Below are 20,572 nucleotides of genomic sequence, written 5' to 3' on the forward strand. Positions count from 1 at the left end.
TTGTGCTGCGATCGTGGACTGTTCGTCACAGCGTAGCGGTGCTGCGCCGAAACGGGATGGGCAGAACGGGATGATGAACGATGTGCGCCGATGCCGGGTCGACGTCGAGTTGCACCGAGCCGATCGCAGTGTCGCCCGTTGCGAGGTATGCGCGCACCTCGGCGGCGATGACACCGGCGACGACGGCGATACCGCTGCGGTGGGGCCACCGAACGGGAGGCAGGATCGAGTGGGGATCGTCGAGGTAGCGCCAATGATCGAGGAGTTGGTCGGCGACACCGGACGCGGCGAGACGGCGACCCCGGACGTCGTGGTAGTCGGCATTGTTCGATGCCGGTGACCACAGCGGACCGATGAAGAAGCGTTCGCCTTCGGCGTGGCAGCGGTGCCATGCCGTTCGGTGGGCAGTGCACCAGTTCTGCAATTGCGACCAGCGGGCGTCGGGCAGCCATGTAGCGCAGCTGACCACGACGTCCGCCGTCGACACCGAGCCCTCGTCTGCAATCCCCACCGTCACATCGCCGCAGTCCTCGAGCAGAGAAGCCACCGCCTCGGCGATCGGAGTGTCTCCGTCGACGAGAACAGACGACGCCGTCGATACAGATGAAGCTGTCGACTCCTCCGCAAGAATGCCGCGCTCATCCAGTAGTGCGATGAGCTGCCGAGTCAGGTCGGCATCGTCGCCGAGCGAGTCGAAATCGATTTCCCTCCCCATGTGAGCCGACCCCTGCAGGAGTTTCACCACATGAGGTGGCCCGCTGAGGCGAACGAAGCGATCTCCCGGTCTCGAGCACAACCAGGTGCCGTCGACAGCCGGATACAGATGATGTCCGGCGGCAATACTTGGCATGACAAGCTCCGTCAGAGTGGGCCCGCGATCACAGGCGTGAGTAGTTCGGTGTCAGTTCAGTTGTCCACGAACGTGTGTCAGTCCTCGAAGGCGAACGGATTGTGCACGATCGAATTGGTGGTCGGGCTCTGCGGGGCGCTCTGCGCAGCCGACGACTCGATCTCCTCGAAGACGAACGGATTGTGCACGATCGAGTTCGTGGTCGCACCCTGCAGTGCGCTCGTCGTGGGAGCGCCGGCGATATCGGTTGCGGTGAAGTTGGACATTGCGCATACCTTCTTCCATTGTTGAATATGATTGTCGTTGTCGATCGACCTACGCATCATCCGGCGGCGACCGGCGGTTGTCAAGGATGGGGCACCCGTACTCAATGACGGGCCTACGTCCCTTCGGTCAACCCGGCAAGTCGAATCGGTCCGCCGTCTGCGCCGGCCTTCTCGGCCGATCAAGCGCTCGGCCTCATGGGCGGCGGGCAGCGATCGTCGACGATGATTGCCGATCGCCGTAGAATCTGGCGGGTGGCCACGTTGATCAGCTCGTCGAGCTCGGCGATGTAGGCGGGGGGCGGTGGCCCCGTGCGGGCTGGCGTACAGGTGCCCATGGACTTAAATAAAATGTCCGGTTTGACCACAGGTGCTGCCGAGCATGCAAATGAACCCCTTCGACTGTAAGGCTGAGCAACCTGTGCCAAACCGGTCGATAGACGCGGCGTCGTGGTTTCACTCGAATACCGATCGAGCACATCACGTGCGCTGAGATTCACCCCGAGAAGTGGACAGTGGTTACGCCCTGTCTCACCTTGTGCCCACTACTTCCCGCCTGTCGGTGTCGCGTCGGATTTTCCCGGCGAAAGCAAGACGCATCTTGAGAGATATGAAGATATCGGTGGAAGTCGCCCATTTTCGGTGCGGTAACGAAAAACCGGAAGGCCGTTTCAGCTCGTAAAAGTCCACCGATCGGCTTACACCTGCGCCCGAAATTAGCTACTCTGTCCTAGAAATCAATGGTGACCGGGGCCGGAGACGAGCGAAGAGCGTCTCGCTACCCGCGCGGGTTCGATTCCGTTCCGAAAACGCGGGGAGCAATTCGATAATTATGTCGAAACTGTTCTGCGCGTTGACTGTCCGGTCTCGTCGGAAGAGATGGAAGTGCTCTGATGGACGTGATCGACACGCGGTGGGGTATCAGTAGTTCGGCGGACCCCGCTGGCCGGAAGCGAGCCAGAACTGCACGCGATATTCTCTTGCATGCAACCGAGTCGCACGCCGGTCACTACCGAGGTGTAGTGGACGAATTCCCGGCGCAGATTCGACATATCGCGGGATATCACATCGGGTGGTGGGACCTCGAAGGCGCGCCACGCCGCGACACTGGCAAGTCCGTGCGCCCAGCTCTAGTCTTCGCATGTCACCGGTCTCTGCGATCGGGTACGGCGGGTTCGACGGACAGCCCGCTCGCCGTCGCTGCGGCCACCTCGGTCGAGCTGGTCCATGACTTCTCGTTACTGCACGACGACATCATGGATCGAAGTCGGGTTCGTCGACATCGGACCACTGCATGGACGCATTTCGGAATACCCAAAGCCGTACTGACTGGAGACATGATGCTGTCGGCGGCGTTCTCCGTACTCACATCACCGGAAACCCTGCCCACCAACCGTATGCGGACGGCCTTGTCGGACTCGGTCTACAAACTGTGCGCTGGACAAGCCCTGGACATGACATTCGAGACCGAGCCAGTGGTCAGCCTCGATCAAGCGCTGCAGATGGTGCACGGCAAGACAGCTTCGCTGATAGCGTGCGCCTGCGAATTGGGGGCAATCACAGCCGGCGCCTCCCCAGAGCTGAGCGCACAAGCGCACGACTTCGGATTGCATGTGGGTATGGCATTCCAACTCGTCGACGACCTACTGGGGATCTGGGGAGACCCCTCGGTGACAGGTAAGCCTGTCGGGGCCGACCTGGCCGCACGCAAGAAGAGCCTGCCGGTGGTGGCTGCTATGGCTACGAAGAGTCGCGCTGCTCGCCATCTGATCGAGATGTACGCAAACCCCACCGAGCCCGCTGACTCTGATGTAGCCGACGTCGCCGACCTCGTCGATGAGGCAGGTGGGCGCGTATGGGCCGAGGAGCGAATACAGCTCGAACTCAGCCAAGCCCATCAATGCTTGAAGGGCATGGCAGCACCGTCCGAACACACATCCGAGTTATTCTCACTGGTCGGGTTTCTCACCGACCGTGCCGCCTGAGTGCGAGCACTCTCGATCACCGCACTGCTCAACGACGACCCCACCCCCTCTTCTTCGGGAGAAGAGGGCTTCCCGGAAAGTTGTAAGTTGAACCAACGCAGCGGCATTCATGAACGAGCAATGGCATCGACAGTTCACTTTCTCGACGGCGCACGCAGGATCGTGGCGAAGGAACTCAGGATTGCGTATCGGTTGAATCTTCACAATGTCTGGGTCGCGGCACTGCCGCCGCTTCTGTTGGCAGCTGCGTCGTGGGTCGTCGACCCACCGGACCGACCCGGTCCAACACTTATGACAGTGGTGATCTGGTCGTACCTGTTCGTTTACATCTTCGATGCTGCGAATCAAGCTGCCGGCATCGAGGAGGACAGGATCAACAAACCTCAGCGCCCCGCGCCCATGGGTTTGGTCGACGCGCACGGATTGAGGACCCGCTGCGCTGTCGGATCGGTATTGTTCGTGTCGATCGGCTTTGCGGCCAGCGTGTGGACCGGGACCATTTCTGCGGTGTGGGTCGCGACAATCGTTTTCGTGCACATGTTCATGCCTGCGAGTATGTATTTTGCATGGAAGCCATTGTCGAACCTCAGTGGCGCTGTAACTCAGCTCATCGGAGGGTGGGCGATCGTCGGCCCGCTGAACACGACCGCGGTAACATGGGCCTTGACGTTGTCGATCATGGTCGTGATAGCGATGCCCATCGAAGACGTGCGCGACGTCGACGGGGACATCGCAGCCGGACGACGTTCCTATCCGATGATGTTCGGTGCCAGCTCTGTCTCGAGAACGTTCGCGGTTCTGATGGCCGTGTGGCCGTTCGTAGGATGGGCACTGATACTCCGCACCGTGGAATTGACGACCTGCGAATTCTGCACACTCGCAATCGTCTTCACTCTGTCGTACTCAGCTGGCCTATCGGCATTGAACACCCGTTCTATGCCGTCTCAAAAACGCGCCTACATCTTGTACAGTCTCGTCCACGTCGCGCTGACCGCACTGCCCCTGGCCACGGTGATCACGTAGGGCCGACCTGCGGTCCGAGCCCCCGCGAGCACGTACCCAGGGGAACATAGACTGCCGGGCAAACATCCGACACGTACTCTGTGGGTTGCAGAACAGCGTTAGATTGTGAGGTCTGCATGAAGGTTGCGATTATCGGTGCGGGTGTCGCCGGACTGACCACCGCCAAAATTTTGCAGCAGACAGGACATGACATCACGATTCTGGACCGTACTCCCGACGTCGGAGGTGTTTGGAGCCGGACACGTCGCTACCCAGGCGTCACTACTCAAAGTCCCATGCGGCAGTATTCGTTCTCTGATTTCGCCGCTTCAGCAAACTTGCCCGAATGGCCGACCGGAGAGCAGGTTCAAAGCTATCTCGCCCACTATGCGACCGCAAACGACCTCGAACATCTCTTGCACCTGCGTACCGAGGTCACCCGGGTGCACCGCTCCGAGAGCGGAGAGTGGCATGTCGATGTTCACGATCTCGACCGCACCGTCGAATACAGGATCGACGTCGCGGCTGTTGTCGTGGCCAACGGAATCTTCAGCGAACCCAACATTCCCGAATATCCGGGCCATGAGGTTTTCAAGGCCGCCGGAGGACGCATCCTGGCGGGTAATCAGTTGAACGATGAGGAGCAGGCACGCGGCAAGCATGTCGTGGTCGTCGGGTACGGGAAATCGGCATGCGATGTGAGCGTCGCTTTGAGCCGTGTCGCCGAGACTACCGATATTGTTGCCCGACAACTACTATGGAAGGTACCGCGGAAGATTGCGGGGGTAGTGAACTTCAAAATTCCTCTCCTCACTCGACTAGGCGAGGCGCTCTTCCCTTACCACACCCTACACGGGTTCGAGCGACTCCTGAACGGCCCAGGCAACGGATTGCGCCGCAGCTTACTCAACTTAATTGGAACAATATCGATCAAACAGTACGACCTCGAGACCCACGGGCTTGTGCCGCGCGGTCGGATGATAGATATCATCACAGGCGCAATTGGCCTGGGGACGGAGGGTTTCTTCGAGCAAGTCTCCAACGGAACTATCAAGGTTCACCGCGATCAGATAATTGATCGAATGTTCGAGAAGGACTCTCGCCCCATGGTAGAGCTTCGAGACGGAACCCAACTCAAAGCGGATCTCGTGTTGTGCGCTACAGGTTTTCGTCAAGGCACGCCATTCCTCGACGACGCAATACAAACGCGGATACTCGACAGGGACGGAAACTTTCTACTCTACCGCAATATTCGCCCCGCGGATGTGCCCAATCTGTACTTCAACGGATACAACTCCTCGTTCTTCTGCCCACTGAACGCCGAAATTGCCGCGTTGTGGATCGCAGCCGACCTTCAGAACGCGCTAGATTTGCCGAGCGAGGACGAAATGCGACGTTCGGCGCAGAAACAGGTAGAATTCTTTGACACCATTACCAATGGGCATCATTCGTGCGGAGGAAACATTATACCGTTCTCTATGCACAACGTTGACGACGTGCTGCAAGATATCGGTACGAACATCTCGAAATTCGCTCGCGCTTCACAATGGTTCAGACCAATCGATCCTGCTGCATACGCGAAACTTACAGCGCGAGTTGTCGCAGACCTCACCAGTAGGAAAGTCGCTGAGGGCCGCAATCATTCCGGTTCGAGCTAGAATCGAATCACCGCCGTTATCTTCTAGTGGTCCGCGTTTGAAGTTGTTGGACGGTTGGCTTTCTTGAGGATTTGCTCCGCGGTTTTGGTCCAGACGAACGGCTGGATACGCGGGTTCCACCCTTGATGAACGCACGAATCTTGGCAGTGAGGTCGCGGACGTTGCGGAGGGACCCGCGGTGCCGATCTTCCCGCCTGTGCTTGGCTGTCGGAGACCGGTCTCGCAAAGTCATCCGAAACTTGCCCGGGGGCAGAATCTACCCGCCTGACGCATCGATTCTTGGGCTCTTGCCAACTGCCATCCGAAGTCACCCATGTCCGCCCCATCGAACCAACTGTGGAATCGGGGCGTGGCCTACATCTTTTAGGTCTGCATTGCGCATACCACGCGGGACTATCTTGGTGCTTCGGATCGGAAGCGAGTCAGGTTTGCGGTCGTCCACCCGCGCCCTGGCGTGCCGCAGCGTTACTTCATTGCCTGGCGGAGGCTGTAGGGGCGCATGTCAGTCCAGTTTTCTTCGACGTACTCCAAGCACGCCGCGCGGCTATCTTCGCCGAATACAACACGCCAACCCCGCGGGACGTCGGAGAACGCCGGCCACAACGAGTGCTGTTCTTCGTCGTTGACCAGTACAAAGAAGCGGCCATTTTCGTCATCGAATGGGTTGGTACTCATCTCGCCTCACTCATCGCATGTGTACATATTGCAGCGCTCATTTTTAAGCGCTTCTTGAAGGAGCTGCATGGTTGCACCCGAAATGGGGCGTCGGAGTTAGGATACCCTACATTAGGCTCCGCTGTAGGGGCGTCCGGAGGACGACGCAAGATGTGTAGCTCGCCTCTGCGTTATGCGCGCTCTTGATGGTGTCTTTGCTCACCGCGGCTACTTCCCGTGAACGGGCGGCGGTGCCGCGCCCTCCCACGCCGCCCAGAGCTCTGCGTAACGGCCATTGGCCGCGACGAGTTCATCGTGACCACCCTGCTCGAGGATCCGTCCGTGTTCGAGCACCACGACACGATCAGCAGCGGCGGCCTGCGTCAGGCGGTGGGCGACGACGAGTGTGCTGCGACCACGAGTCGCGGCCTGCGCCGCTGCCTCGAGATTACGCGCACCTGCACTTCCTGCCTCTGCCGTCGCTTCGTCCAGGACCGCGACGGAAGGGTCGGCCAGCACGAGCCTCGCCAGGGCGAGCTGCTGTGATTGCGCCGATGTCAGCTCGTGGCCACCCTCTCCGACATGGGTGTCGACACCGTCGGCGAGCGCGTCGACCCACGCGCCGGCCCCAACCGTCATCAGAGCAGCGTCGATGTCGGCGCGCGTGGCATCGGGCGCGGCCAACAGCAGATCCTCGGCAAGGGTGCCGGAGAAGACGTGCACTTCCTGGCTGACGATCGCGATGTGCCGACGTAACCCGTCGGTGCCGAGATCGTCCAGGCTCGCACCGCCGATCCGCACCTGCCCGTCCGTCGCGTCGATGGAACCGGCCGCGATGGCCGCGATCGTCGACTTGCCCGCGCCCGTGGAACCCACCAGCGCAACGGTTTCCCCAGTACGGACGGTCAGGTCGATGCCATGCAGCACCTCGTGCCCTCCGTCGTAGGAATGACGCAACCCGGTGACCTCGAGGGTGGCGTCGACGGGCACCGCGCCGGTCCCGCGTGGCCGCTGATCGGGAATGTCCATGACGCCGACGAGTCGGGCGAGAGATGCTCCCGCCGACTGCACATCGTCGAAGGAGAACATCAGCATGCCGATGGGATTGAACAGCCGATGGAACAGCAATGCGGCCGCAGTGACTTGGCCGACCGTGACGTGGTCGTCCTGGATGAACAGGAAGCCGGCTGCCAGGATCACGGACAGGCCGACGCATTCGGCGCGGTTGCTTCGTGACCCGAAGCGGGTGAACAGGCGAAAGACGTCGATTCCGATGTCCCGCGCTTTGCCCGACGCCTTGTCGATCTCACCCAGGTGCGATTCTTCGAGTTGATATGCCCGGACGGTGCGGGCTCCCTGCATGCTGGAGATCAGTGCCTGCGACCGTTCGCCCATCGCGACGCGTTCGGCGGCGTACAGCGGCGCGGATCTAGGCAGATACCAGCGAAGCGCGAGCACGTACATCGGAATGGCGACCATGCCTGCAAGCCCGAGCCGCCAGTCGAGGCTGAGCATGGCCACGACACTGAGCGTTACCAGCAGCAGAGCGGAGACGATGTTGGGGATCACTTCGCCGATGGATTTCGCCATGACGGCCACGTCATCGCCGACGCGAGAGAGTAAGTCTCCCTTACCTACTCGTTCAAGGGTTCCGACCGGAAGGTGCAGCGCGCGGCCGAGTACACGTTCACGCAGCGACGCCAGGATGCCCTCGCCGAGCTTGCTGATCATGTACGAACTCCACGCCGTGAACACTCCGCCGACCACAGCGGCGACGGTGATGATAGCGACGACGGAAACGATGGTGGATGTCGGCGCACCAGCGGTGACCCGGTCGACCAGCACTCCGAATACATAGACGGGAACGAGTGACATCGCCGCTGCGACAGCGGAAATCAGCAACGTGATAGCCCCGAGGCCGCGTCGCCCCTGCAGTTCGCTTCGCAGGAATGCCCACGATCGTCGGGACGTCGCGATGGGCAGCAGTTCGGGTGTCGTGGTCATCGCAGCACCGTGTCCTTGTAACGATCGTTGTGGGCGGCGAGTTCGTGATGGGTTCCCTCGGCGACTACCCGTCCGTCGTCGACGACGATCACCCGATCAGTAACCGCGAGCAGCGCGGGACTGGTCGTGATCAGCATGGTGGTCTGGGCCGTGTTACCGGCGTGCCGAAGGTCCTTGATCCCCGCCGCGATGGTGTGTTCGGTGACCGCATCGACAGCCGTCGTCGGATCGTGCAACACCAGCACTGGAGCCGATACCGTCAGTGCGCGGGCGAGTGCGACGCGCTGCCGCTGACCACCGGACAAGGAAGCGCCCCTGTCGGTCACGGAATGATCAAGTCCGTTCTCGTACAGTGCCACCACGTCCTCGACGGCCGAGGCCGCCAACACAGGTGCCAGCTCATCGTCCGCGCGTGCGGCCCCGGCGGTGATATTGGACCGCAACGTCCCGGCAAACAGGTCTGTGTTGTGTGGCTCCACGAGTACCGTGCGTCGTACCTCCGTCAATCCCAGCGTGGCGACCGCGGCACCGCCGATGGTGATGTCACCGATGTAGTCGTTGGGCGCTATCTGCCCGGACAGCACAGCAGCCAGTGCCTCCCCGTCCGGTGCGTGCAGAGCGACGACTCCCAGCAGCTCACCCGGTGCGACCGATAGCTCCAGGCCGTTCAGAGATCGATATTCGACGCCGTGGATGCCCAGAGCTGTCGATGATGGTGCGTCCGAGCCGCTCTCGGGAAGTACGTGGTCGGCGCCGAGAACGAGGGCGAGCCGGTCCGCGGAACCGCGCACCATTGCCGCCACGCCCGGTAGCCGTGACATGGTCGTCAACGGCTCGATCAGAAACTGCGACAATCCGACGACGGTGATCAATTCGCCCACCGAGATTCGACCTTGCAGGGCATAGTACCCGGCGGTGGCGGCTATGCCGACCGACAGAAGCGCGGTGACCGTCGTCGAGAATCCGAGGTAGACGCTGTTGGCTTTCGCCATCTTCATCGTCGCGCCCAGCGCCGTGCGGCTCGACGCGTGGAACCGCGCCGAAGCGGCGTTCTCGGCACCTATTCCGCGCAACGGCCGCACCCCGCTGACCAGGTCGGTGGCCATGCCGGACACGCGAGCCACCTCGGCCTGCTGCGTCGTCGCGACCCTCGTGAGCAGCGGCGCTGCGCGCTGGAGTAGGTACATGATGACGGGAGTGCCCACCAGCACGGCGATTCCGAGCGGAATGTCCACGACGAGCAGCACCACCGCGCATACGACTGTCGCGGCGATCGCGGCCACCGTCCGCGCGATGATGTCGAGAATCCAAGACGTCTTCTCCACGTCGGACGTGGCCACCGTCAGTAGTTCACCGGACACCAGATCGGTGCGAACACCGCGGGGATCGAGGACTCGTCCTGCGATCTCGACGCGCATCATGTGCGCCTCACGTTCGATCGCGACGACGATGATCCGCGCCCCGAAGCGGTACGCGAAAGACAGCACCACAAACAGCCCGGCCAGGCCGAACAACGAGATGATCATCGCCCGACCGTCACGGGTGTCGATTGCGCGGCCGACGATCAAGCCTATCGCGACGGGAACCATGGTCTCGCAGAACTGGTGCACGCAAAAGAACAGTGAGGAAACGATCATTCGGGCTCGTTGGCGCATGACAGTTCGTCTAAGAATCGCACTGCCCGTTACAGGAGTGGAGCCTGCGCCATGACCGAGGTTGGAGAGTTTAGCGAGAGTGGTGGTAGCCATCACGCGGCCACAAGAAGACAAGGCATTACCTGATGCTAGTTCATCGAGTGCGTGTGTTGGGGTGCGCGAGAGTGCCTAAAGAGGATTGTTTTCTCATAGAGATCAGGACGCCACCCGAAAGGAATGGAGAACACCATGGCCGCCGACGCCACCACCCGAGTACAACATGTCGAGGCCGATGTGTAGGCCCCAGCAGACTTGACCGCCAGCCAATTCGGGTTCGTTTCGGCTTGTTACGCGACCGGTGCGACATGCTGTCCCCGATACTGGCTGAAGCTCCCACCGCTGAAGTTGTCTGAATGTGCGCAACATTGCAGTGATCATTTATCGCGGATTTCGATCGGCAGCGATTCGGGGCCCCGAGGGAGCAGCGGAGATCGGGCTCGATTCTGCACGGCAGAATGAACTCTTCGGAATAACGCGCATCCACGGCCCTTCCTAGGGTCTAGTGCTCACGACTCATGCAATCACGTTGCGAGTTTTCGCTGGCCGACCTCCAGGCCTATTCCGCCGCGCGTGAGAGTCGGTTCCCCACTTCACGAAAGTACATCGTCACTGTCTTGCAAATTCTCCAACAACTCGATCCAGTGACCCAACCGTGAGTCCTCTGCGAGGGAGATGAAGTCGACTTGGTCGACTCCGGCGCTGCGCCATCGGTCCACCAGCTCCATCAGCCCGACCGAGTCCATTCCCTGATCGAGGAGGCTCATCTCGTAGCTGACCGCGTCTTTTTCCAGATGCAGCACGTCGGCGACGTCGGCGACTATCTGTTCAGCGCTCAATTTCATTGTGAATTCCTCACTATTCGACATTGTTAGTCAGAGCGGCCGTTCACATCTCCGGTCCGAATGAATGACTGTATACGGCGACAAGTCACCGATAGGACTTTGATTATCGTGACGAAATCTGGTCGACTGCGCCCGGCACCGGCTCCGCCGGATCAGCGCCCAAGGCCACGATCCTGTTATTGGAATCGACGTGCACCACCTTAGGGCGGTGGGCTATCCTCTCTGCCTCGTCTAATTGAAGGAAAGACATGATTATCACTAGGTCATCTGGGTTGATCAGATGTGCTGCGGCACCGTTGATGCAGATCACACCCGAATTGGCGGCACCGGTGATTACATAGGTTTCCAAGCGCGCTCCGTTGGTGACGTCGACGATCTGTACCTTTTCGCCCTCCACCAGATCAGCTGCTCGCATGAGGGTTTCATCGATCGTCACAGAACCGACATAGTGCAGGTCGGCTTGGGTGACAGTGGCTCGATGGATTTTTCCGTTCACCAGACTTCGAAACATTTTCTTCCCATCCATTGTGGCTTGGTATCTGACCGATAATGCTGTGAGCGAGCGACTTGAGAGCGACTAGCCGATGGATTTGTCGGCAACGTTGCCCGGTGGACAGTGGGACTTCGCTTTGACCATCGAGCTCACCAGCTCGCCTGATCTCACAGCTAGGTTCGACAACAGCGTCGAACTCAGACCATGAGTCTGTTCGGTGTCGCCTTGTACGTAAATCGGGCCGAGGAGTCCGTCGCTGGCCGCTACCCTGTAGTCGCGCCCGATCACAGGACGACCGTTGGCGTCGACATCACACCCAGCGGTCAGCGGCCCCAACAGGTCGATGAGCCGAGTCGGCCGGAATCCCGTTGCCAGGACCACGGCATCGCAGTCCAGCGATACCGATTCTCGAGATGGGCCATGCTTGACCGTCACCGCAACCCCGGCCTCGGTTTCGGCAACTTTTTCGACCGTAGACGCGCCCTGGACGAACAGCCGGCGGCGTTCGCTTACTCGTTCCTCATACTCGCGTCGATAGAGGTCATTGATCAAGTCCAGGTCTACTGCCGAGTAGTTTGTGCCCCGGTGATAGTCGAGCAGCTGTTGCCTCAGATCGGTGGAGGCGGAGTGAAACTCGTCGACTGCCTCTGGATCGAAGATTCGGTTTGCATATGGACTGTCGTCGGCGGGGGTGTAACCGTATTTGCGGAGTACTGCATGGATTTCGGCACGCGGGTAGTTCTCGTGCAGGTGCGCCGCGACCTCGGCAGCACTCTGTCCGGAACCCACGACGACGAAGCGTTGATGTTGCAGCGGCGGCAATGACTGCAAACGTTCGAGGAGGCGGTGATTGTGAAACACACGACGACCCGGATTGATACCGGAGGGGATTTTGGCCGTCAAACCCCCCGCGAGCACGAGCATCCGACCACGAACCAGCTCGCCTTGGCCCGTCCTGGCCTCAAAAACGCCGTCCGAACACTCGACGCTCGTTACTTCGGAACCGTAGGCGACAGGGACTTGCACCTTCGCAGCTGCCCATGTCAGATAATCGTGAAACTCCAGCCGGGTCGGAAAGAAGCTCTGCCGATTGATGAAGTGCGTCAAGCGTCCACGACTGGCTAGGTAGTTGAGGAAAGAGTACGGGCTACTGGCGTTGCGCTGAGTAGCCAGATCTTTCAGAAATGAGACCTGCATAGTGGTGCCGGGCAACAACATTCCCCGATGCCAACCGAACCGAGATTGTTTCTCCAGAAACTGTGCGGTGATGTGTTCAGCTGGACTTACTTGTTGGTTGTACTCTTCGATTGCAATTGCCAGGGCCAGGTTGGACGGACCGAACCCTATGCCCACGACGTCTACGAGACTGCCGCCGTCGTTACTCACTCAGTAGCTCCTTACCGGCCCGGCGCGCAGATGGACGATGTACGCATTTGTATAGGCTACCCTTACAGCCAGCCGTGTGGTCAACCTTGTACCAACTTGGCAATCCGATCCGGCAGTCTCTGTTGGCGCGCCGAAGGAGTGGGGTCGACCAACCCGGCTCCGGAACTACAGCGCTGGCATCTCGTTTCTTGCACCGGTGCAAGCAGCCTGCAGTCAAGGCTGAGCAGGCGGTGTGCCGAGCGGAAGCTGAAGGAAGTTCGCCGGCGAGACCGACATACTTAACATCAAGTGATGAAGTATCTCGCCGGGAAAAGAATTGGTGGACCGCTTCCAGTTGGTCGAAACTCAGTGACTTCGAGGTGGGTGCACTGAATCGAGCTGGCGGAAAGCTGCAAACCAATGATGATGGGACGCAATAGACATAGGGCGGGATGCATGACGTTGAACGAGGGTGGTCGGTTGCCCGCTGCGTCTGCTCACGGTGCAAGCACTCGCAACGTGGTGCCCCATCCGACGAGCGACGTTTCGACCACCTTCAGGCCCGCAGCACTTATGACCGCCTCGAGTTCCTCCTCGGTACGGTAACCGGACCCGTGAAGAGTCAGTTGCATGATGTCCAGCTCCGCGTCATGCTCATCCAGCTCATCGGGATCGAGAGTTTCCTCTACCAACAACACACGACCGCCGGGGGCTAAGCTCCCTGCCGCCCGTTGGAGAATCAGCCGCGCCTCCGCGTCACGGTGCTGTCCGAGCGTGTAGTTGATCAGCACGGCGTCGGCCGGTTCGGTCTTTTCGAACACTGACTGCTCGACGACCTGAATCCGGTCGCGTCTGCCCTCATCGGCAATGGTGATCGGTATGTCTTTGCGGAACCAATCCGCGGCGGTAGGGAGCGCGACAATGGTGATCCTGGCCTCGGGGTGCGCCGCCGTGAGGTAGTCGGCATGGACTGCGGCACCTGCTCCGTGAACAACTACTACGCCGACGCCTTCGAGAGCAGGCGACTTCGCAAGCGGCTCGGCAAGTACTTGCACGAAACGGGATTTGTTCTCCAGGCGTTGATGCTCGAACGTCGCATCACTGCGGAGGGCGTCCCAGTCTTTGCCGGTGACCGATTCCAAGACCGGGCGATCGTGCCGCACTGCCTCCTCGAGGCCGTAGAGAGCCTGGGACATGCGGTGCTCGACTCCACCAGCAAGCAGGTGTTCGAGCACGAACTCGTTCGTCAGGAACTCGCCGGTCTCAGTGAGTTGATATTCATCGCCTTTTCGTTCCAACAGGTCAATGGCCTGGAGGTACCGTAGGAACTTCGCGAGGGAGCGTTCTTCGGCACCAGTGTTCTGTGCCAGCGCCGCTACTGTGCGCGCGCCGCGGCTGATGCAGTCGGCTATACCTAGATTCGCAGCGGCTCGAATAGCCAGCGGCGGAAGCAGTTCGGACATCTCATGGAACTTCTCGAAGGCCTCTTCGTTACGTTCCGGGTCGGGCACAGCGGGATCGTCATCCAACGCCACGACAACCGCGCGCCGCCAGTAGCCAGTGAAGTCGATATCGGATTTGTCGACACCGCGCTCCTCGATGAGATACCGCCGCAGATCGCGCACTGTGGCTTGCTCCCCTGCGAGCCAAGCGAACACCGATCCCTCACGCCAGTCGCTCTCGCGCACTGCCTGTAGCAGTAGTGGTTTGATTCCTGGTGCCAGCCCGTTGCGTACGACCCAAGTCACCTCGACGCCGGGACGTGCCGGGAAATCGATCCGGTGAGTCTCTTCAGCCACCTCGATGTATACCGAGGAATGCACCCCGCCGGGTAACTCCTCGAGTAACCGGTCGATCGCTGGGATGGCTGTGTCGTCACCGACAATGAGGAACCAGTCGTAACCCTCAGGCCGGCTCTGTGAGGCCGAGGGACCTCCGACATGGAGCCGATCGCCGGGGTTGGCGCGGTTTGCCCATGTTGTGCCGACACCGACGCCATGTTTCACGAAGTCGAGGTCGAGTTCGCGGGCCTGCCGGTCGTAGCGGCGTACCGTATAGACGCGCCACAGTGCTGGCGGGCTGGTCGGCCACTTGTACTTGCCGTCTTTATATACCGGAAGTACCGGCTCGCTTTCGCCGGGGTAAGGGAAGATCAACCGGACACTATCGTCGAACCCGCGGCTGGCGAACTCGGGGAACTCCACGCCGTCGTCTCCGGTGAACGATCCCAGCTGGTCGCCGGTCAGGGTTACTCGGCGCAATCCGGGAGTGACATCGACAACCCGTAGGACCTGCAACTCCCGCAACACAATCGGGTGAATGGTAGCGGGGCGGGCGCTACGTGGCAAAGCGACTCCTCATCGAGGGCAAGTGGCGCACCTGAGGGCGCGCCAGTAGTCAGATGTCAGCATCTTAGCATCGCCTAACTCCTAGCTGGCAATGTTGCGCTTGGCGGGTGACTTCGGGCGCAGCCGCCCGTCACACGGTGGCGATCAGCACTTCCTCGCCGCTGTAAGGCCGAAGACCGTCGGGGCGTCCCGAGAAGTAGCGATCGGCCAGGTCGGTTGCCGAGACGTGTTCGACGGCGCTGAAACCTGCTTCTTGCGCCAGCGTGATCATCTGATCGGGTGTGTAGAAGCCGATGAAGGGCGTGCCTGCTCGCCGAGAACCTTCCCTGGAGGCTCGTCGAATCGGGACATCCTCGGGTGCCAAGTCCTCAGTGGGCAGAAAAAAGGTGAGGACCACGGTGGAGCCACGGGGCAAGCCCGCCATCCTGGCGAGGGTGGCGGTCGTAGCTTGTTCGGTCAGATACATGGTGACCCCCAGCCATGACACCACCGCGGGATGGGCGGAATCAAATCCTGCCGCCTGCAATCGGTCCCACCAGTTGTCATTCGCCTCGAAATCGACCGGTACCAGGACCAGCCACTCCGGAATGTCGTATCCGAGCTCGATCAACCGAGTTCGCTTCCACGCCTGGGTTTCCGGTTGGTCGATCTCGAAGATCGTCATAGTCGCTCCAGCGTCGGGATGACGTTGAGCGTACGTATCCAACCCTGCCCCCAGGATCACGTACTGACCCACGCCACGACTTACGGATTGGGTCACCAGGTCCTCGGTCAACCGAGCTCGCGCCACCATCGTCGCGCGCTTTCCGCGGCTGTGGGCAGGGATCATGTCCTTGCGTTCACGCCATCCGTCGTCGTCTTGCGCCAGCCGGGCGCCTACCACGTCCTCGATCACATGCGGCGGCTCGTCTATCTGCACGTGCAAGGCGCGCCACAGCGCGGTCCGTACCGCCGTATTGTCCGGCGTGTTGGCAACGATTTTCGTCATGGAGCCAGACCCTTCCCAAGGTGCGCTATCGGTGCGTCCGTGATGGCGATGGCACACCGAAATACGGCGAACCACCAGTGAACGCACCCATATTAGCATTGCCTAACCTGATTTTCCGGTGGATCGAGAGCGGCTCGATCCAGAACACCACCTCGGGGCGGGCGGTTGAGGCGAGCGCCGACGCGCCGCTTCATTGGTTCCCGCGATCGAGCCCTCACCCGTCAATTCGATTCCGCTGAAGCCCATCTGAAGCACCAGCACGGTCGATTCCGCTGAAGCCCATCTGAAGCACCAGCACGGTCGATTCCGCTGAAGCCCATCTGAAGCACCAGCACGGTCGATTCCGGCACAGAACCGCTTCGTAGTCGCCCACCCTTCCAATACAGCGCGTTGACATCTAGCGGCATGATCGCCGCGGCGGTGCAATACGTCCTACGCCTGGCATGAGTAGCGGCCTCGCCAACCCAACCGACAAGTGCGTCTTACCGCCCCCAGCCAGGCCCGAGAGCACCATATTCGTCGCTATCTGGATATCGACAGGTCGCAAGCTGCTCGATGAGCTTGCGATCGACCTCGGAAACGTGCATCCCAGTCCTCTAGACGGCGAAATTGAACTTCGTAAGTCCAATTCGTGTAGAAGATCAGAAGACCGTTTCGGTTCTGCCGCACCATGCTTGTCGTGCTGCGGCGACGCTCGAGGTCAGCTGATCGAGGCGGCGTCCTCCAGGCTGTCGAAGAGGGCAGCACGCCGCATGTAGGCGCGCGCACTGTCGAAATTTTCTGCAGTACGGCGTAGTTCGTCGAAGTTGCTCTGGCGGACTTCGGGATCGCGCTCCTCGAGAAGTCGCTTGTTGGCCATGGTCTGGGCTTGCACGTAATTGACCGCGGCGTGACGGCGTTGGCGACTGTAGAGGTCGAGTAGTGATTCGGTTGCACCACCGATCACCTCTGTGAGCTTTCCCGCGAGATTGATGGCGTCATGGATTCCGCCGTTCATGCCCATACCGCCGATCGGGTTGTTGACATGCGCGCTATCGCCGGCGAGTAGGACGCGACCCTGCCGGAAGCTCGCAGCCACTCGCTGGTTGACGCCGTAAACGTTGACGTATTCAACTGGGTAGGCACCGGCCTTGGGAAAGAACTTCTGTAGCCGCTCCTCGACTCGTTCCGCCGACAGTGCGGTCGCATCGTCTTCGCCGTTGGCTATCGGCAGGATCACTCGCCAAAGCCCCTCGGGTGTTTCGCCGCGCACTTTGAACAAATTGGCCCATTCGTTGGGGTCTGAGAAATAGTTGCGCAGCGACAGGGTGGAATTGACCGTCTTGAAGTCGAACCCGGTCGCGATTTTGATGAAGCGTTCCGGGTACGTGAATCCTTCGAATTCGATGTCGGCCGCCTTGCGCACTGTTGATCTGCCGCCATCACAACCGATGACGTACGGCGCGGTCATGTATTCAGTGCCCGCGGGCGAGCTGTACTGCACCTCGACCCCGTTGGCGGTTTGGTCCACGCTCTCCACCGTGTGGGAAAACCGCACGTCGAAGTCGGATTCGTTGCCATACACCTCGGCAATGGCTGCGGTCAGTTTATATTGCTCGTACTGCAAGACATAAGGGAACTTGATTTCATCCTTCAGTCGTCCGAGGTCGAACTCCGCCACGACGGTGCCTGTCGGTCGATCATGGAAGCAGTAGGTGCTCGATATGAGCGCGTGCGGCTGAATTCTCTCGGCTATCCCTAGTTCATCGAGCATCTCCAGGGTGCTCGGGTGAAGGGTTGCGGCTCGCTGATCCATCACCGGTGCCGGTTCTGATTCGAGAACAGTGACCGGGATGCCGCGTCGGTTCAACGCCAGTGCGCAGACCATTCCGACCGGACCCGCACCGACGACGATGACACGTGTGTTCTGTGAGTTAGTCATGGTGGTTTACTTAGTGTCCGCTCAGTTCTGGGCGCGCTGCAAGCGTTTGCTGACTTTGCCGACCGCGGTGTACGGGAATTCTTCGACGACCTCCACTACATCGGGGAGTTTGTATGCGGCTAGGCCCCGCTCTCGCAGGAACTGGCGCATACTGCCCAAAGTGAGATCACCCGCGTTTTCTGGCGATCGGGGGATCAGATACGCTTTGATGCGTTCGCCGAGCACAGCATCGTCGATACCGATGACCGATGCGTTGTGTATACCATCATGTGCGAGAAGTGCGTTTTCCAATTCCTCGGGTGCAATTTTTTCGCCGCCGCGATTGATCTGATCTTTGGATCGACCTACTACCCTGATGAAGCCACGTTCGTCCCGTTCCACGATGTCACCCGTACGGTAGAAACCATCGGCCGTGAACGCCAACGCGTTCTGTTCGGGATTTCGGTAATAACCGCGGATTACCGAGGGGCCGCGAGTCAGCAAATGACCAGGAAGCCCGAAGGGCACGTCATTACCTTCGTCATCGATGACCTGAATTTCGTCGGCCTCGGACGCTGGCCGGCCTTGGTATCGAACGCTGGTCGCCCGGTCTACTCCGGCAGGATTGCTGACAACCAGCCCCTCCCCCATTCCGAAGCTCTGCGATAGCTCCACGCCTAACTCGGGTTCGACTCGGCCGGCCACCTCCTCGCTCAATTTGGCGCCTCCGCACATCAGTATCTGCAGGCTGGAAAGATCGTAATTCTTACGGAACGAGGAGTTCAGCCAGGTCAACAGGATGGGCGGCACGAGCGAAGCTCTGGTCACTCGGTGCTTCTCGATCAGGGGGAAGGCCGCGTCGGGGCTGCCATTGGGAGCTATGACAATGGTCGCACCAACGCTGAACGCGCCAAGAAAGCCAGGCGAACGCGTTGACATGCTGTGACAGATCGGGATGACCAGCAGGTGAACCGTCTTTTCGGTGATCCCTCGCTCTCCCACGCTTCTGCGCAACGCATAACCGTAGGTCTGGTGGGTGTGCGGCATCAACTTGGGGACGCCTGTGGTGCCACCGGACATTTGCAGTAACGCGACATCCTGTGGGTGGCAACGCCGCACGTGGTCGAGTGAACCGTGCGACAGCAAATCGCCGTAGTCGCTGCCGCCCTTCCGATCCACGACCACGGTGTGCTTCAGATGGGGCCACCGTTGCTTGAGGTCGGCAGCCAGCTCGGCAAGATCGGTGCCTCTGTCTGAAGCGACCGTGATGTATGCGCGTGCTTCGGCAATCTCGATGAAATGGTCTATCTCGGCACGTCGGTGCGCGATGGGCGCGACGACGGGTATCAAGCCGAGCTCCCAGAGAGCGAAGACGATTGCGATGTACTCATAGGTGTTGGGCAGATGTACAACGACCCGGTCACCTCGACTCAACCCCCACCTCTGCAGACCGGCGGCGAGTTGCAACACTTCCTGCGCAAGCTGCGCATAACTGAGTTGAGCCTGGGTGTCGATGACCGCAATTTTGTCAGGAATTCGCTCAGCGGTGGAAAATAGCAGCTCTGGTAGCGTTTGATCGTGCCAGTACCCCTTTGCGAGGTACTCCTGGGTGGTCTCCGGCGGGAATGGAACGACTCCATCCAGTGCCAACGGTTCGATACTCATCAGTTTCCTCCGCTAGGCAGGTTGCATACTCTAATGCAAGTTAGGTTAACCATACCTACCCGCAAACGATAGCGCGGGGTCCGAACTTAGGCTACGCTTGCCTTATGACTCGAATCGCAGTTTTAGGGGCCCGTGGGCGTATGGGGACAGCGTCGGTCCGCGCCATCGAGGCGACTTCGGACATGAGCGTGGTTGCCGAAATCGATATCGACGACGACCTGCAAGGTGTCGTGGACAACAACGCTGAGATTGCGCTCGTCTTCACCCCGCCGAAGGTCGCGCGCGAACACGTGCGGTGGTGCATCGAACGGGGTGTCCATGTCGTTGTGGGAACTTCCGGCTTCGACGAGGCCGCTGTGGATGAGATCCGCGCCAGCGTTGCAGGCCATGGAGATGTCAACGTATTCGTCATCCCCAATCTCTCGATAGCCGGCGTCCTCGTCACTCGGTTTGCCGAACAGGCCGCCCCGCACTTCGAATCGGTCGAAATCATCGAGATGCACCATCCAGAAAAAGTGGACGCTCCATCGGGTACCGCATTGCGCACGGCCGAGCTGATGGCGCAGGCCCGCGCGAAGGCCGGCTGCACGCCATCGCCCGACGCTACTGAGCTTGACCCTCACGGCGCTCGAGGTGGTCGCATCGAAGGCATCGGCGTCCACGCCGTTCGAGTTCGCGGGTTCATGTCGTCGCAAGAGGTGCTGCTCGGAGTTGCAAGTGAACTTCTGACACTGCGTTACGACTCAGTCAACCGTGAGGCGCTCATGCCGGGAGTGCTTGCCTCGCTGCGGGCCGTTCCGACCCTCGCCGGGGTTACGGTTGGGCTCGACGCGGTACTAGGGCTGGACTGAGTACACCTCA

16 protein-coding genes are annotated in these 20,572 nt (G+C 60.3%); 4 read left to right on the forward strand and 12 right to left on the reverse strand.

Going from position 1 to position 20,572, the window contains the following annotated elements; translation table 11 throughout:
* Positions 1-25: 25 nt before the first annotated feature.
* Both CH295_RS28010 and CH295_RS26345 read right to left on the reverse strand, forming a co-directional pair.
* Positions 26-850: a hypothetical protein gene (locus CH295_RS28010; protein WP_170946093.1), complete on the reverse strand. Its 825-nt coding sequence runs from the start codon at positions 848-850 to the stop codon at positions 26-28.
* A gap of 77 nt (positions 851-927) precedes the next feature.
* Complete coding sequence (locus CH295_RS26345) at positions 928-1,116, reverse strand: streptamidine-related RiPP repeat protein (protein WP_094742400.1); 189 nt, start codon at positions 1,114-1,116, stop codon at positions 928-930.
* An 890-nt stretch (positions 1,117-2,006) separates the two neighbouring features.
* Here CH295_RS26345 and CH295_RS26355 point away from each other — a divergent pair.
* The 3 genes from CH295_RS26355 (at position 2,007) to CH295_RS26365 (ending at position 5,758) form a co-directional block, all read left to right on the forward strand.
* Positions 2,007-3,098, forward strand: a complete 1,092-nt coding sequence (locus CH295_RS26355) for a polyprenyl synthetase family protein (RefSeq protein ID WP_094742402.1) — start codon at positions 2,007-2,009, stop codon at positions 3,096-3,098.
* Positions 3,099-3,218: 120 nt separating this feature from the next.
* Positions 3,219-4,121: a UbiA family prenyltransferase gene (locus tag CH295_RS26360; RefSeq protein WP_094742403.1), complete on the forward strand. Its 903-nt coding sequence runs from the start codon at positions 3,219-3,221 to the stop codon at positions 4,119-4,121.
* 116 nt (positions 4,122-4,237) lie between these two features.
* Positions 4,238-5,758, forward strand: coding sequence for a flavin-containing monooxygenase (locus CH295_RS26365; RefSeq protein WP_094742404.1), 1,521 nt, complete (start codon positions 4,238-4,240; stop codon positions 5,756-5,758).
* Between the two features lie 465 nt (positions 5,759-6,223).
* Here the strand turns inward: CH295_RS26365 and CH295_RS26375 are convergent, their stop codons facing one another.
* The 10 genes from CH295_RS26375 to CH295_RS26420 form a co-directional block, all read right to left on the reverse strand.
* Entirely contained in the window at positions 6,224-6,433 is a 210-nt protein-coding gene (locus tag CH295_RS26375) for an MbtH family protein (RefSeq protein ID WP_094742405.1), read from the reverse strand.
* A gap of 207 nt (positions 6,434-6,640) precedes the next feature.
* Entirely contained in the window at positions 6,641-8,416 is a 1,776-nt protein-coding gene (locus CH295_RS26380; protein ID WP_094742406.1) for an ABC transporter ATP-binding protein, read from the reverse strand.
* On the reverse strand, positions 8,413-10,053 hold the full coding sequence (locus tag CH295_RS26385) for an ABC transporter ATP-binding protein (protein WP_094742407.1): 1,641 nt from the start codon (positions 10,051-10,053) through the stop codon (positions 8,413-8,415). Before CH295_RS26385 ends, CH295_RS26380 begins: the two co-directional genes overlap by 4 nt.
* A gap of 647 nt (positions 10,054-10,700) precedes the next feature.
* Positions 10,701-10,952, reverse strand: coding sequence for a phosphopantetheine-binding protein (locus CH295_RS26390; protein WP_094742408.1), 252 nt, complete (start codon positions 10,950-10,952; stop codon positions 10,701-10,703).
* A gap of 103 nt (positions 10,953-11,055) precedes the next feature.
* Positions 11,056-11,463 carry an aspartate 1-decarboxylase gene (gene panD, locus CH295_RS26395; protein WP_094742566.1) on the reverse strand — a complete coding sequence of 136 codons (408 nt, stop codon included), beginning with the start codon at positions 11,461-11,463 and terminating at the stop codon, positions 11,056-11,058.
* Between the two features lie 66 nt (positions 11,464-11,529).
* Positions 11,530-12,831: a lysine N(6)-hydroxylase/L-ornithine N(5)-oxygenase family protein gene (locus tag CH295_RS26400; protein WP_094742409.1), complete on the reverse strand. Its 1,302-nt coding sequence runs from the start codon at positions 12,829-12,831 to the stop codon at positions 11,530-11,532.
* Positions 12,832-13,307: 476 nt separating this feature from the next.
* A complete protein-coding gene (locus tag CH295_RS26405) occupies positions 13,308-15,119 on the reverse strand; it encodes a siderophore-interacting protein (RefSeq protein ID WP_252342205.1) in 1,812 nt (603 codons plus the stop codon).
* A 169-nt stretch (positions 15,120-15,288) separates the two neighbouring features.
* Positions 15,289-16,146, reverse strand: coding sequence for a class I SAM-dependent methyltransferase (locus tag CH295_RS26410; RefSeq protein WP_094742411.1), 858 nt, complete (start codon positions 16,144-16,146; stop codon positions 15,289-15,291).
* A 700-nt stretch (positions 16,147-16,846) separates the two neighbouring features.
* Positions 16,847-18,067, reverse strand: a complete 1,221-nt coding sequence (locus CH295_RS26415) for an FAD-dependent oxidoreductase (RefSeq protein WP_094742412.1) — start codon at positions 18,065-18,067, stop codon at positions 16,847-16,849.
* Positions 18,068-18,088: 21 nt separating this feature from the next.
* Positions 18,089-19,711, reverse strand: a complete 1,623-nt coding sequence (locus tag CH295_RS26420) for a (2,3-dihydroxybenzoyl)adenylate synthase (RefSeq protein ID WP_094742413.1) — start codon at positions 19,709-19,711, stop codon at positions 18,089-18,091.
* 104 nt (positions 19,712-19,815) lie between these two features.
* Here CH295_RS26420 and dapB point away from each other — a divergent pair, with 104 nt between their 5' ends.
* The gene (dapB, locus tag CH295_RS26425) at positions 19,816-20,562 is read left to right on the forward strand and encodes a 4-hydroxy-tetrahydrodipicolinate reductase (protein ID WP_094742414.1); all 747 of its coding nucleotides are present in this window, start codon (positions 19,816-19,818) and stop codon (positions 20,560-20,562) included.
* The last annotated feature ends 10 nt before the right edge of the window (positions 20,563-20,572 follow it).

It is taken from the genome of Rhodococcus sp. 14-2483-1-2, from assembly GCF_002259405.1.
Classification (GTDB): domain Bacteria; phylum Actinomycetota; class Actinomycetes; order Mycobacteriales; family Mycobacteriaceae; genus Rhodococcoides.